Origin of the sequence: Microbacterium flavescens, assembly GCF_018588945.1 — a bacterium.
GTDB lineage: Bacteria > Actinomycetota > Actinomycetes > Actinomycetales > Microbacteriaceae > Microbacterium > Microbacterium flavescens.
The window spans coordinates 178212-192145 of record NZ_JAFIWA010000005.1 but is presented as its reverse complement, the minus strand read 5'-3'; the positions used below and the strand labels follow the sequence as shown (position 1 = coordinate 192145).

Genomic DNA, 13934 nt, shown 5'->3' with positions numbered 1-13934 from the left:
GACCTCATCCACGCTGCAAGCGATTGCGCGGACCGGTTGCGCGAGCCGAGCGCGCCGGGCGAGGCATCCGCAAATGAGCGACTTCTCATAATGTAAGCGCTTGCAGTTTCGACTCCGCCCCTGCTAGCGTCGGCCGCACACTGCACCAACAGGTACGTCGTCGTGCCCTGCCTCCCCCAGGAGTTTTCCGTGTCGAAGCCGACATCCGCACGTGTCCGCCGTTCCGCTGCGATCCTCACCGCCGCGGCCCTGATCCTCACGGGGGGACTGGTCGCCATCGCCCCCGCGGCTGCCGCCGAACGCACCTTCGCGCTCGTCGGCGACCTCCAGAACGAGGTCGGCTGCGCCGGCGACTGGGATCCGGCCTGCGCCGCGTCCGAGCTCGCCCCGACCGACACCGCGGGCATCTATGCGGCGGAGTTCGAAGTGCCGGCCGGGTCGTACGAGTACAAGGTCGCCGTCGACGACGCGTGGACCGAGAGCTACGGTGCCGACGGCGTGCAGGGCGGGGCCAACATCCCGCTCACGGTCGCCGGTCCGTCGACGCTGCGCTTCAGCTACGACGACACGACCCACCGCATCGGCATCGAGGTGCTGTCGGTCGCGGCCGGGTACACCGACGCCGACGACGCCCTCGTCGCCGCGCCGGTGCGTCAGCCGGGCAGCGCCGAGCAGTTCTACTTCGTCATGACCGACCGCTTCGCCAACGGCGACGCGTCGAACGACACCGGCGGGATCGACGGAGACCGCCTCGCGCACGGCTTCGACCCGGCCGACAAGGGCTTCTACCAGGGCGGCGACCTCGCCGGCCTGCACTCGAAGCTCGACTACATCGAGGGCCTCGGAACGACGGCGATCTGGCTGACCCCGAGCTTCAAGAACCGCCCGGTGCAGGGCGCCGGCGCGGATGCGAGCGCCGGCTACCACGGGTACTGGATCACCGATTTCACGCAGATCGACCCGCACCTCGGCACGAACGCCGAGCTCGAGGCGCTGATCGACGACGCGCACGACCGCGGCATCAAGGTGTACTTCGACATCATCACGAACCACACCGCCGACGTGATCTCGTACGCGGAGGGCTCGCAGACCTACATCACGCAGGAGGCCGAGCCGTATCGCGACGCCTCCGGCACCGCCTTCGACCCCGCCACGTACGCCGGAACGGACACCTTTCCCGCACTCGACCCGGCGACGAGCTTCCCCTACACGCCCGTCATCGCCCCGGCTGACGCCGACGTCAAGGTTCCGGCGTGGCTCAACGACCCGACGCTGTACCACAACCGCGGCGACTCGACCTGGGCGGGCGAGTCGGTGACGTTCGGCGACTTCGTCGGGCTCGACGACCTCATGACGGAGCACCCGACGGTCGTCGACGGGTTCGTCGACGTCTACCAGGACTGGATCGACCTGGGCATCGACGGCTTCCGCATCGACACCGCGAAGCACGTGAACTTCGAGTTCTGGGAGACCTGGTCGACCGAGGTGCTCGACTACGCGCACGCGGCGGGCAAGCCCGACTTCTTCATGTTCGGCGAGGTGTACGACGCCGACCCCGCCAAGCTCTCGCCGTACGTGCGCAAGAGCGACATGAACTCGGTGCTCGACTTCACGTTCCAGAGCGCCGCCACCGCGTACGCCAAGGGCACTGGGGCCGCCGCCACGCCGACCGGCCTGCGCACCCTCTTCGCGGGCGACGACATGTACACGACGCCCGACTCGTCGGCGACGGCGCTGCCGACGTTCCTCGGCAACCACGACATGGGCCGCATCGGCCACTTCCTCGCCGGCGCCGACGCGCTCCAGCGGGACGAGCTCGCCCATGAGCTGATGTACCTCACACGCGGCCAGCCGGTCGTCTACTACGGCGACGAGCAGGGCTTCGCGGGCACCGGCGGCGACAAGGACGCGCGTCAGACGCTGTTCGCGACCCAGACCGCCGACTACGCGAACCAGCCGCTCGTCACCGGCGAGCAGCTCGGCAGCGTCGACCGCTACGACACCGACGCCCCGCTGTACGAGCACATCGCCGCGCTGGCCGACCTGCGCTCCAGCCACCCCGCGCTCGAGTCCGGCGCGCAGATCGAGCGCTACTTCGACGACGCCGCATCCGGCGTCTACGCGTTCAGCCGCGTCGACCGCGACGAGAAGATCGAGTACCTCGTGGCGACCAACAACGCGACCGCCGACAAGACCGTGTCGATCCCGACTCTGACGACGGACGCCTCGTTCACTCCCCTCTACGGCGGCGGCAGCGGCTTCACCACAGACTCCGCCGGCGTCGCGTCGGTCACCGTGCCGGCGCTCTCGGCCGTGGTCTACACCGCCGGCAAGGCCGTCACCGCTCCCGAGCAGGCCGGGGACATCGCCGTCACCGTCCCCTCAGCGGGCGCGGGCCTGAGCGGCGTCACCCCGGTCGGCGCCGACATCGCCGACAGCGTCTGGGCAGAGACGAGCTTCGCGTGGCGCGTCGTCGGCGACGACGAGTGGCACGTGCTCGGCACCGCGGAAGACACCTCGCCCCGGGTCTTCCACGACGTCGCCGGCCTCGCGGCGGGCACGCTCGTCGAGTACCGGTCGGTGTCGACGGATGCCGCGGGCCACCGTTCGGCCGCATCGACGTACGCCTCCGTGGGCAACCGCGTGACGCTTGCCGCTCCCGACGAGCCCGAGGAACCCGAGACGCCGGAAGAGCCCGAGCCGCAGGAGCCGACCGACTACGGCTTCGTCAGCGTCCCCGGCAGCTTCAACAGCGAAGCGGGATGCCCCGGCGACTGGCAGCCCGAGTGCGAGGCCGTGCAGATGACCGAGGCCCAGGGCATCTGGCACCTCACCCTCGATCTGCCTGCCGGCGACTACGCCTACAAGGTGGCTGTCGAGAAGTCGTGGGGCGAGAACTACGGTGCCGGCGGGGCGCCCGGCGGCTCCGACATCGTGCTGGCCCACGACGGCGGCGCGATCACCTTCTACTTCGACTCCCGCACGAAGAACATCTGGTCGACGGCCGACGGACCCGTCCTCACCCTGCCCGGCTCGCTGCAGAGCGAGCTCGGCTGCCCGGGCGACTGGCAGCCCGAGTGCCTGGCGACCATGATGTTCGACCGCAACAGGGACGGCATCTTCCAGTACACGACCGACGACCTGCCGACCGGCTCGTACGAGGTCAAGGTCGCGCACAACCTCAGCTGGGACGAGAACTACGGGGCGGGTGGCGCGCCCGGCGGCGCCAACATCACGTTCAGCGCCACCGCGGGCAAGGTCGTGACCTTCCGGTACAACCTCGAGACGCACATCCTCACGGTCAAGGCGAGCGACCCGCCGCTCGCGGGCACCGGTGAGCTCCGCGCCCACTGGATCGATGCCGAGACCATCGCCTGGCCCGCCGATCTGGGTACGACGGCCGCGGATGCCTCGTGGCAGCTGCACGCGTCGGACGACGCATCCCTGGTCCTCACCGACGGCGAGATCACCGGCGGCGACGCGATCGACCTCACCCGTGTCGACGGCGGCCTGACCGCCGAGCACAAGGAGCAGTTCCCGGCACTCGCAGGCTTCGTCGCGCTTCACATCGACGGAGCGGCGGCGGCGACGCTGCTCAAGGGTCAGCTCATGGTGTCGCAGCGCGACGCCGGCGGGGTGCTCAAGGCCTACACCGGCGTGCAGATCCCGGGCGTCCTCGACGACCTCTACGCCGACGCGGTGGCAGACACGCCTCTCGGCGTCTCGTTCAAGGCCGGCAAGCCGACCTTCCGGCTGTGGGCGCCGACCGCGCAGCAGGCGACGCTGCTGACGTGGGATGCCGGAACCGCCGGCGACCCGACCCGTCACGAGGCGGCGTGGGACGCGGCATCCGGTGTCTGGACGGTCCAGGGCGCGAAGGCGCTCAAGGGCGACGAGTACCTGTGGGAGCTCGTGGTCTACGCTCCGTCGGCGGGCGAGGTCGTGACGAACGTCGTGACCGATCCGTACTCCGTCGGGCTGACGCTCAACTCCGAGCGCTCGGTCGCGATCGACCTGAACGACAAGTCGTGGAAGCCCAAGCAGTGGGAGAAGGCGAAGGCCCCGGTCATCGACCGGCCGGTCGACCGTGCGATCTACGAGCTGCACATCCGCGACTTCTCGATCACCGACGAGACCGTGCCGGCCGAGGAGCGGGGCACGTACCGCGCCTTCACCCGTGACAGCGCGGGCACGAAGCAGCTGCGCCAGCTGGCCGACGCCGGCATCAACACCGTGCACCTGCTGCCGTCGTTCGACATCGCGTCGATCGAGGAGGACCGCGCCGCGCAGGCCGAACCCGACTGCGACCTGGCGTCGATGGGTCCGGGCAGCGAGGAGCAGCAGGCCTGCATCGCCGAGGTGATCGACGCCGACGGCTTCAACTGGGGCTACGACCCGTACCACTACACGACGCCCGAGGGCTCGTATGCCGTCGACCCCGAGGGAGGGGCGCGCGTGCACGAGTTCCGCGAGATGGTGGGCGCGCTGCACGACATGGACCTCCAGGTCGTACTCGACGAGGTCTACAACCACACCGCGCAGTCGGGTCAGGACGCGAAGTCCGTGCTCGACCAGGTGGTGCCCGGCTACTACCACCGCCTGAATCTCGCCGGCAACGTCGAGACGTCGACGTGCTGCCAGAACGTGGCCACCGAGCACGCGGTAGCGCAGAAGCTCATGGTCGACTCGGTCGTGACGTGGGCGCGCGACTACAAGGTCGACGGCTTCCGCTTCGACCTGATGGGCCACCACTCGAAGGAGAACATGCTCGCGATCCGTGCGGCGCTCGACGAGCTCACGCTCACGGCGGATGGAGTGGATGGCGAGGCGATCTATCTGTACGGCGAGGGCTGGAACTTCGGCGAGGTTGCGGACAACGCGCTCTTCGAACAGGCCACGCAGGGACAGCTCGGCGGAACCGGCATCGGCACGTTCAGCGACCGGCTGCGTGACGCCGTGCACGGCGGCAGCCCGGTCGACGGCGCATCGATCTTCTACCAGGGCTTCGGCACCGGCCTGTTCACCGACCCGAACGGCCGGCCCGATGTTCCCGGAGACCCGGCGGGCGATCTCTCGCACAAGACCGACCTGGTGAAGCTCGGCCTCGCGGGCAATCTCCGCGACTTCGAGATGACCGCGTCGGACGGCACCGTGAAGGCGGGCGACGAGCTGGACTACAACGGCTCGCCGGCGGGGTACGCCGACCAGCCCGACGAGGTCATCACGTACGTCGACGCGCACGACAACGAGACGCTGTACGACCACCAGGTGTTCAAGCTGCCGGTCGACACCTCGATGGCCGACCGCGTGCGCATGAACACGCTGTCGCTCGCGACCACGACGTTCTCGCAGACGCCGTCGTTCTGGCACGCGGGCACCGAGCTGCTGCGCTCCAAGTCGCTCGACCGCAACAGCTACAACTCGGGCGACTGGTTCAACCGGATCGACTGGACCGGTCAGGAGTCGACCTTCGGGTCGGGCCTGCCGCGCAAGGCCGACAACGAGGACAAGTGGTCGTTCATGAAGCCGCTGCTCGAGAACCCGGCGCTCAAGCCCGGAGCATCCGACATCGCGGCGGCCGAGGCATCCGCTATGGATCTGCTGCGCATCCGCGAGGAGGTGGGTCTCCTGCGTCTCGGCTCGGCCGACCTGATCAATCAGAAGGTGTCGTTCCCGAACAGCGGACCGGATGCCACGCCCGGCGTGGTCGTGATGCTCATCGACGACCTCGTCGGTGACGACGTCGACCGCGAGCTCGAGGGTGCGCTGGTGGTGTTCAACGCCTCGCCCGAGGCGACGACTCAGGCGCTGCCCGACCTCGCGGGGCGCGGGTTCGCCCTCACCGCCGCGCAGGCGAACGGTTCCGACGCGGTGGTGAAGACGACGACGTGGGATGCCGCGGCCGCGACGCTCACCGTGCCGGCACGGTCCGTCGCGGTGCTGGTCGACAAGGAGGACGTGCGCACGGCGGTGCTCGCGGCTCCCGACAAGGTCGTCGCCAAGAAGGGCGCGGCCGTCAAGGTGGTCGGCAAGGTCGTCGCCGCCGATGGCTCCGCGCCGGTCGGCACGGTGACCGTCACCGACGGGGCGAAGGTCATCGCGACGGCGCAGCTCACGGCGTCCGACAAGGGCAAGGTCAGCATCGCCCTTCCGGCGCTGGGCCGCGGCCTGCACCTGCTGCGCACGTCGTTCGACGGCGCGGCCGGGTTCCAGGATTCGCGCGCCGTCGTGCCGGTGCCGCTGCTGATCCTCTGAGCTCGGCCGAGGGTTCGGCGCGTTTCGTCTCGCTTCGCTCGCTCAACGACCCCGGGGAGAGGCCGTTCCTCCGGGTCGTTGAGCGAGGAGCGGAGCGACGAGACGAAACGCCTCGAGGGATGCCGGAAGTCATCCTCGGGGTGGACGCCGATGAGACCTGCGACGGACGCGCGGCGGTACGACGCTCCGTAGCGTCGTTGGGGTGACAGCGACCTCTCCGATCCAGACCACCCGCCGGGGGCTCTCGAACGCCGGCGCCCTGCTGCTGACGGTGGCGGGGAACATCCTCGTCGTGATCATCGTCGCGGTGGCGCTCGCGGCGGTGGCAGCCGCCGGCGCGTTCGTGTTCGGCGCGGCCGTCCTCGAGGGCCTCTGAACGAGATCGGCCTCCGCCGCCGAGAGAAGTTCGCGCGAAGTGTCGATCGAGCGCCGTGACGTCCGACGCCCCACACGAGGGTGGTGTCAGGCCGCCCCGCCACGAAAGGATCAGACCATGAAGTTCATGATGTTCGTCGTCAGCGACCCGCAGCCCGATGCGCCGGAGGACCAGTCCGACATCGACCTGTGGGTCGAGCCGCTCGATGCGAGCGGCAAGCGGGTGATCGGGGAGGTGCTCGCGCCGCCGGCCGACTCGACCGTCGTGCGGGTGCGCGGCGGCAAGGTGCTCACGACGCGAGGACCGTTCGCCGAGACGAGCGAGGTGATCCTGGGCTTCGACATCCTCGAGGTGGAAGACCTCGATGAGGCGATCGAGATCGCGGCGCGGCATCCGATGGCCCGCAACGGGCAGATCGAGCTTCGCGCGTTCGCGCCCTGGGACGAATAGCCGTCGGGACTGCGGGGCGGCTCACAGCCAGTTGCGGCGCTTGAACATGACGTAGATGACGATGTCGACCACGACCATCGCCACGCCGATCGCCAGCCACCCGTACTGCCACTGCACCAGCGGGATGTTCTTGAAGTTCATCCCGTATAGCCCGGCGATGAGGGTCGGCAGAGCGAGGAGCGCCGCGAACGCCGAGATGGTGCGCATGTCCTTGTTCTGACGTGCGGCGACGTTGTTCTCGTGGCTCGACAGGATCGCGTCCAGCGCGCGGCTCTGATTGTTGATCAGGGCGGCCGTCCCCGCAGCATCGTCCAGCAGGTCGTGCAGGTACGGCACCACGTGCTCGTTGCGCACCGTCATGGCGTCGAGGTGGTCGGTGCTCTCCCGGAGCGCAGCCGCGATGCTCGAGACCGCGCGGTCGATGCGGCCGATGTTCTTCCGCACCCGGTAGATGCGCCGGTGGTCCTCCGTCGTCGAGTCCGTGAAGACCTGCTCCTCGAGCTCCTCGAGATCGGACTCGACGTCGGCCGCTGCCTTGGCATAACCGTCGACGATGTGGGCCATGATCACGTACGCGGCCGCCATCGGACTGTTCCGCAGCTCCACGGGCGACTCCGAGACGAGCTCGTGGAGGTCGGTGGCCTCGCCGTCGGTGCGCTGGACGGTGAGCAGCCAGCCCTCTCCGATGTAGAGGAAGGTCTGGCCCAGGTCGATGTCGCTCGAGCCGTCCTGGGGGAGGATCTGCCAGAGCAGCACGAAGAGGTGCTCTGCGAACTTCTGCACCTTCGGCTGCTGTCGCCCCGACACGACATCCGCGGCGGCGACGGGATGGATGCCCAGCCGCTCCCGCGCTTCGGTGACGAGGTCCTCATCGGGGTTCACGAGCGACACCCAGACGAAGCCGTCGCGCCGTGATGCCCTCTTGATCGCCGCGGGGACATCGGAGACGTCCGCGTCGTCGAGCCTTTCGATCCCGTCCAGCACCTGGAAGACGGCGCCGTTCGAATCGGCCTGCGTGGTCTGAGACATGTGAACCCCTCCCGTGGCGGGCTCAACGGTAGGCGTCGGCAGCCCGCGGAAGAAGGCCTTGTGATCTCGGTCGAAGCGGCGTAGCGGCCGCGCAATCTCTGACTCCCTCGCAAATACATGGAAGTCCATGTAAAATCGGCAAGGTGCCAACGAAGGCACGGTGACTTTCATCAGGATGCCTCACGAAGGCGTTCCGGTGAGGCTGAAGGAGCAACGATGTCCATGACGATCACCCCACCGACTGCCCTCTCGCCGGACGAGCGCGCCGCCGTCATCGAAGCGGTCCGTGAGTTCGCCGCTGCCGAGCTGGCGCCGCACGCACTGGAGTGGGACGAGCAGAAGCACTTCCCGCGCGACACACTGCACCGCGCCGGTGAGCTCGGGCTCGGCGGCATCTACGTGCGCGAGGACGTCGGCGGAACCGGACTCTCCCGCTCCGACTCGGCGGCCATCTTCGAGGAGCTCGCCGTCGGCGACCCCGCGATCGCGGCGTACATCAGCATCCACAACATGGTCGCGTGGATGATCGACACGTACGGCACCGACGCGCAGCGCCAGGAGTGGCTCCCCCTCCTCACCTCGATGGAGGGCTTCGGCAGCTACTGCCTGACCGAGCCCGGTGCAGGATCCGACGCCGCCGCCATCACCACGAGCGCCATCCGCGACGGCGACGAGTTCGTGCTGACCGGCGTCAAGCAGTTCATCTCCGGCGCGGGCGAGGCATCCGTCTACATCGTCATGGCACGCACGGGCGACCCGGGCGCGCGAGGAATCACCGCGTTCCTCGTGCCGGCCGACACCGCCGGGCTCTCGTTCGGTGCGAACGAGAAGAAGATGGGCTGGAACGCGCAGCCGACGCGCCAGGTCATCCTCGACGAGGTGCGCGTCTCCGCCGCGAACATGCTCGGCAGCGACGGCCAGGGGTTCAAGATCGCCATGTCGGCACTCGACGGCGGCCGTATCAACATCGCCGCATGCTCGCTCGGCGGAGCGCAGTGGGCGCTCGACCGGGCGGTCGCCTACGTGCACGAGCGCTTCACGTTCGGCGAGCCGCTGGCCGAGAAGCAGTCGGTCGTGTTCACGCTCGCCGATCTGGCGACCGAGCTGCGCGCGGCGCGTGCGCTGGTGAGGGATGCCGCGGCCGCGGTCGACGCGAAGGCCGCCGACGCGTCGATGCAGTGCGCCATGGCCAAGCGCTACGCGACCGACGCGGGCTTCCGCATCGCGAACGAGGCGCTGCAGCTGCACGGCGGCTACGGCTACCTCCACGACTACGGCATCGAGAAGGTGGTCCGCGACCTGCGGGTGCACCAGATCCTCGAGGGCACGAACGAAATCATGCGCGTCATCATCGGCCGCGAGCTGCTGGGAGCCTGACATGCGCATCGCCTTCCTCGGACTCGGACACATGGGCCTCCCGATGGCCCGCAACCTCGCCGCCGCGGGTCACGAGGTCGTCGGCTTCGACGTCTTCCAGGGAGCGATGGATGCCGCGGCCCAGGGCGGACTCGCGGTCGCCGAGTCGGGCTCGGCCGCGGTGGCGGCGTCCCGTGCCGAGATCGTGATCACGATGTTCCAGTCGGGAACCCAGGTGCTCGACGCCTACCGCGGCGTCGACGGCGCCGACGGGCTGCTCGCCGTCGCGGAGCCGGGCACGCTGTTCATCGACTCGTCCACCATCGCCGTCGACGAGGCGCGCGCCGCCCACGAGCTGGCCGAGGCCGCAGGACACCGCTCGCTCGACGCGCCCGTGTCGGGCGGGGTCGTCGGCGCCGAGAACGCGACGCTCGCCTTCATGGTCGGCGGTGGCGACGACGACTTCGAGGCGGCGCGGCCCGTCCTCGAGGCGATGGGGCGTCGCGTCGTGCACTGCGGCGGAGCAGGGCTCGGCCAGGCGGCTAAGGTCTGCAACAACATGATCCTCGCGGTCTCGCAGATCGCGGTCGCCGAGGCGTTCGTGCTGGGGGAGCGGCTCGGGCTCTCACACCAGGCGCTCTTCGACGTCGCCTCGAACGCCTCCGGCCAGTGCTGGGCGCTCACCACGAACTGCCCCGTGCCCGGACCTGTGCCGACGAGCCCCGCCAACCGCGACTACCAGCCCGGCTTCGCGGGCGCCCTCATGTCGAAGGACCTCGGGCTCGCCGAGCACGCGATCCTCTCGACGGGGGTCGATGCGCAGATGGGCATGCTCGCCCGGCGGATCTACCAGGAGTTCGCCGACGGCCCCGGTGCCGGCCAGGACTTCTCGGGGATCATCAACACCATCCGCGCGGACACCGACTGACCCGGCGTCGCCGAGCGGTCTCCGCTTGCCGAGATCTCCTGTTCTGGCGCAGGCAGGACGATTGCGGCCGGATCGGCCTGTCGCCGCCAGATCACCTGTTCTGGTGAAATGTTCACGACCCTGAGACGAAAGCGGGCAACGATGGCCGAGTACGAGACGATCCTGGTCGAGACGCGTGGACGCGTCGGCTGGATCACCCTCAACCGCCCCGAGGCGCTCAACGCCCTCAACACGCAGACGATGCGGGATGTCGTGGCCGCGGCATCCGCTTTCGATCTCGACCAGGGCATCGGCGCCATCGTGCTCACCGGGACCGAGCGGGCGTTCGCCGCCGGTGCCGACATCAAGGAGATGGAGTCCAAGAACGGACTCGAGATGCTGATGGGCGACCACTTCGGCGGATGGGCGCAGTTCGCCGCGGTGCGCACGCCGGTCATCGCGGCGGTTTCGGGCTACGCGCTCGGCGGCGGCTGCGAGCTGGCGATGATGTGCGACATCATCCTCGCCGCCGACAACGCGAAGTTCGGGCAGCCCGAGATCAACCTCGGGGTCATCCCGGGCATGGGCGGCTCGCAGCGCCTGATCCGCGCGATCGGGTACTACAAGGCGGCCGACCTGATCCTGTCGGGCCGGATGATGGATGCCGCGGAAGCCGAGCGCTCGGGACTCGTCTCGCGCGTCGTGCCGGCCGCCGATCTTCTCGACGAGGCAGCGAAGACGGCGGAGGCGATCGCCTCGAAATCGCTGCCCTCGCTGTACGCGGCGAAGGCGACGCTCGACGCGGCCATGGAGGTGCCGCTCGCCGAGGGGCTGCGTCTCGAGCGCCACATCTTCGCGAGCCTGTTCGACACCGCCGACCAGAAGGAGGGCATGGCGGCCTTCCGCGAGAAGCGGTCGCCTGACTTCCAGGGGCGGTGAGGCGCGTTTCGTCTCGCTTCGCTCGCTCAACGACCGGGGGGTGGGGCGGTCAGGGCGCGTTTCGTCTCGCTTCGCTCGCGCAGCGTTACAGAGGGTCGGGCTGCGGCCGCGGGTCGGTGAAGTCGCCGGAGTCCTTGCGGAACCGCGCGATGATGCGCACCAGCTCGGCCGTGTCGTCCTCGGTGAGGCCGACGTCTTCGAACACGCCCTCGTTGAGGGCGACCGTCGCGTCCTCGACGAGATCTAGCCCGGCGGGCGTGATGACGAGCATCGCGGCGCGCCCGTCGATGGGGTGCGGCTCGCGGGTGACGAGGCCGTCACGAGCGAGGCGGTCGACCGTGTTGGTGACGCTGGTCGGATGCACCTGGAGTCTCGCGATGGCGCTGGCCATCGGCATCCGTCCCGCTCTCGTGAAAGCGAGGAGGCGAAGCATCTCGTACCGGGCGAAAGAGAGGCCGAACGGCTTGAGGGTCGCGTCGATGCGGGCGAACAGCAGCTGCTGTGCGCGGATGATCGAGGTGACGGCGGTCATGCCGGCCGCGGCCGGCTCCCATCCGTGCTCGATCCACTGCCTCTTGGCCTCGGCGATCGGATCGACCGGAAGACGCTTGGGTGCTGCCATGTCGACCTCCTCGATCCACCGTAGCGTGGAAGAACTCCCGTCCTCCGCTCACTCAGTGCGACGACGGGTTGCTCCCGGGCGAATCGCGTTGCCAAGGTGGATGTGCGTTCTTCGGGTCGCCCGGATCCGCTCTCTGTGTATACATTGTCCGGGATCTGCGCGACCCGTTACCTGCCCGCAACGCTCGATTGGGTACATTCTTCGCTGCGTCTTAGACTCGTGCCCAGCGTGAGGAGATCGATATGAGGATCGTCGTCCTGGTCAAGGAAGTCCCGGATACCTACGGGGATCGCAAGCTGTCTCTGGAGACCGGTCTGGCCGATCGCGGGGCATCGGAAGCGGTCATGGACGAGATCGGCGAGCGCGCGATCGAGGTCGCGCTGTCGTATGCCGACAAGAATCCCGGCACCGAGGTCGTGGTGCTGTCGATGACGCCGGAGTCGGCGACGTCCACCGTGCGCAAGGGCTTGGCGATGGGTGCCGCGTCGGCGGTGCAGGTCGTCGATGAGGCGCTGCTCGGTGCCGACATGGGGCTGACCGCGGAGGTGCTGGCGGCGGCGGTGCAGCGCACCGGCTTCGATCTGGTGATCGCCGGGAACCAGTCGACGGACGGCTCGGGTGGCGTGGTCCCCGTCATGGTGGCGGAGATCCTGGATGTGCCCGCCGCGACGTATCTGACGTCGGTGGAGATCGGCGAGGGCACCGTTTCGGGCACGCGCGCGGTCGAGGGCGCGTCGATGAACCTGTCGGCGACCCTGCCGGCGGTGATCTCGATCACCGAGGCCCTGCCCGATGCGCGCTTCCCGAACTTCAAGGGCATCATGGCGGCGAAGAAGAAGCCGTTCGAGACGCTGTCGCTGGACGACCTCGGGATCGACCCGCACGATCCGAACGCGTCGCGGTCCATCGTGATCGGTCTGTCGGAGAAACCGCCGCGTGAGGCGGGCACGAAGATCGTCGATGAGGGCGATGCCGGCGAGAAGCTCGCCGAGTTCCTGATTCAGAACCGGCTGGCGTAAGGGTGCGTGTGTGATGACGTTTGCTGAAGATTCGATCCTGGTCCTGCTCGACGTGACCCCCGGCGGCGAGCTGGCGAAGTCGGCCGCAGAGGTGCTCGGTGCAGCCGCGCAGGTCGGCACGCCGGTCGCCCTCGTGGTCGGCTACGAGAAGCTGGCGACGGATGCCGCGGCCCTCGGCGCCGGATCCGTGCTGGTCGCACCCGCCGGCGACGGTCTGGTGGTGCCGATCGCGGACGCCCTCGACGCCGCTGCGACGCTGGTGCGCCCGGACGCCATCCTGGTGTCGCACTCGGTGACCGGCCGGGAGGCGGCGGGACGATTCGCGGCGCGCACGCGGTCGGCGATCGCGGTCGATGCCGTCGGCGTCTCGCGCGACGACGAAGGCGTGCTCGCGCAGCACTCCGTGTACGGCGGCGCGTACAACGTGCAGTCCGCGGTCACGTGGGGTGCGCCGGTGATCACGATCCGGCAGGGCTCGGTCGACGCGCGGGCGGACGCGGTCGCCTCTCCCGCGGTGGAGGCGCTGCAGGTGACGCCGTCGGGCCGCAAGACGGCGACGGTCGAGTCGGTGGATGCCGCGGTCGTGTCGTCGTCGCGTCCGGAGCTGCGTGGTGCGACGAAGGTCGTCTCCGGCGGTCGCGGTCTCGGCTCGAAGGACCAGTTCGTGCTCGTCGAGCAGCTCGCCGACGCACTCGGCGCAGCCGTGGGCGCATCGCGTGCCGCGGTCGATGCCGGATACGTGCCGCAGGCGGCGCAGGTCGGGCAGACCGGTGTGTCGGTGGCACCGCAGCTGTACGTCGCACTCGGGATCTCGGGGGCGATCCAGCACAAGGCCGGCATGCAGACAGCCAAGACGATCGTCGCGATCAACAAGGACGCCGACGCGCCGATCTTCGAGGTCGCCGACTTCGGCGTCGTGGGCGACCTCTTCACGGTCGTTCCGCAGCTGATCGCGGCACTCGAGGCGAAGAAGGCGTAGCG

Annotated in this window: 10 protein-coding genes; 8 read left to right on the top strand and 2 right to left on the bottom strand. The window is 69.2% G+C overall.

Features of this window, described 5'->3' with window-relative positions:
- The first annotated feature begins 189 nt into the window (after nt 1–189).
- The 3 genes from pulA (at nt 190) to JX005_RS11475 (ending at nt 7081) form a co-directional block, all read left to right on the top strand.
- Complete coding sequence (pulA, locus tag JX005_RS11485) at nt 190–6255, top strand: pullulanase-type alpha-1,6-glucosidase (protein WP_214467673.1); 6066 nt, start codon at nt 190–192, stop codon at nt 6253–6255.
- 202 nt (nt 6256–6457) lie between these two features.
- Nucleotides 6458–6631: a hypothetical protein gene (locus tag JX005_RS11480; RefSeq protein ID WP_214467672.1), complete on the top strand. Its 174-nt coding sequence runs from the start codon at nt 6458–6460 to the stop codon at nt 6629–6631.
- A gap of 117 nt (nt 6632–6748) precedes the next feature.
- Complete coding sequence (locus JX005_RS11475) at nt 6749–7081, top strand: YciI family protein (protein ID WP_214467671.1); 333 nt, start codon at nt 6749–6751, stop codon at nt 7079–7081.
- Between the two features lie 21 nt (nt 7082–7102).
- Here the strand turns inward: JX005_RS11475 and JX005_RS11470 are convergent, their stop codons facing one another.
- Nucleotides 7103–8110, bottom strand: a complete 1008-nt coding sequence (locus tag JX005_RS11470; protein ID WP_214467670.1) for a CorA family divalent cation transporter — start codon at nt 8108–8110, stop codon at nt 7103–7105.
- Between the two features lie 216 nt (nt 8111–8326).
- Between JX005_RS11470 and JX005_RS11465 the strand changes: the two genes are divergently transcribed.
- From JX005_RS11465 to JX005_RS11455, 3 genes are all read left to right on the top strand, one after another.
- The gene (locus tag JX005_RS11465; RefSeq protein ID WP_214467669.1) at nt 8327–9487 is read left to right on the top strand and encodes an acyl-CoA dehydrogenase family protein; all 1161 of its coding nucleotides are present in this window, start codon (nt 8327–8329) and stop codon (nt 9485–9487) included.
- Nucleotide 9488: 1 nt separating this feature from the next.
- Nucleotides 9489–10394: a 3-hydroxyisobutyrate dehydrogenase gene (mmsB, locus tag JX005_RS11460; RefSeq protein WP_214467668.1), complete on the top strand. Its 906-nt coding sequence runs from the start codon at nt 9489–9491 to the stop codon at nt 10392–10394.
- A gap of 141 nt (nt 10395–10535) precedes the next feature.
- Nucleotides 10536–11312, top strand: coding sequence for an enoyl-CoA hydratase (locus JX005_RS11455; protein WP_214467667.1), 777 nt, complete (start codon nt 10536–10538; stop codon nt 11310–11312).
- Nucleotides 11313–11397: 85 nt separating this feature from the next.
- Here JX005_RS11455 and JX005_RS11450 read toward each other — a convergent pair whose 3' ends face one another.
- Nucleotides 11398–11934, bottom strand: coding sequence for a MarR family winged helix-turn-helix transcriptional regulator (locus JX005_RS11450; RefSeq protein ID WP_214467666.1), 537 nt, complete (start codon nt 11932–11934; stop codon nt 11398–11400).
- 242 nt (nt 11935–12176) lie between these two features.
- Between JX005_RS11450 and JX005_RS11445 the strand changes: the two genes are divergently transcribed.
- Nucleotides 12177–12953 carry an electron transfer flavoprotein subunit beta/FixA family protein gene (locus tag JX005_RS11445; RefSeq protein ID WP_214467665.1) on the top strand — a complete coding sequence of 259 codons (777 nt, stop codon included), beginning with the start codon at nt 12177–12179 and terminating at the stop codon, nt 12951–12953.
- A gap of 13 nt (nt 12954–12966) precedes the next feature.
- On the top strand, nt 12967–13932 hold the full coding sequence (locus JX005_RS11440) for an electron transfer flavoprotein subunit alpha/FixB family protein (RefSeq protein ID WP_214467664.1): 966 nt from the start codon (nt 12967–12969) through the stop codon (nt 13930–13932).
- The last annotated feature ends 2 nt before the right edge of the window (nt 13933–13934 follow it).

Bases quoted from the DNA above. Each gene is read 5' to 3' on its own strand.
- JX005_RS11445 (WP_214467665.1), top strand. From the start codon at position 12,177: ATGAGGATCGTCGTCCTGGTCAAGGAAGTCCCGGATACCTACGGGGAT.
- JX005_RS11455 (WP_214467667.1), top strand. From the start codon at position 10,536: ATGGCCGAGTACGAGACGATCCTGGTCGAGACGCGTGGACGCGTCGGC.
- JX005_RS11475 (WP_214467671.1), top strand. From the start codon at position 6,749: ATGAAGTTCATGATGTTCGTCGTCAGCGACCCGCAGCCCGATGCGCCG.
- JX005_RS11440 (WP_214467664.1), top strand. From the start codon at position 12,967: ATGACGTTTGCTGAAGATTCGATCCTGGTCCTGCTCGACGTGACCCCC.
- mmsB (WP_214467668.1), top strand. From the start codon at position 9,489: ATGCGCATCGCCTTCCTCGGACTCGGACACATGGGCCTCCCGATGGCC.
- JX005_RS11450 (WP_214467666.1), bottom strand. From the start codon at position 11,934: ATGGCAGCACCCAAGCGTCTTCCGGTCGATCCGATCGCCGAGGCCAAG.
- JX005_RS11470 (WP_214467670.1), bottom strand. From the start codon at position 8,110: ATGTCTCAGACCACGCAGGCCGATTCGAACGGCGCCGTCTTCCAGGTG.
- JX005_RS11465 (WP_214467669.1), top strand. From the start codon at position 8,327: ATGTCCATGACGATCACCCCACCGACTGCCCTCTCGCCGGACGAGCGC.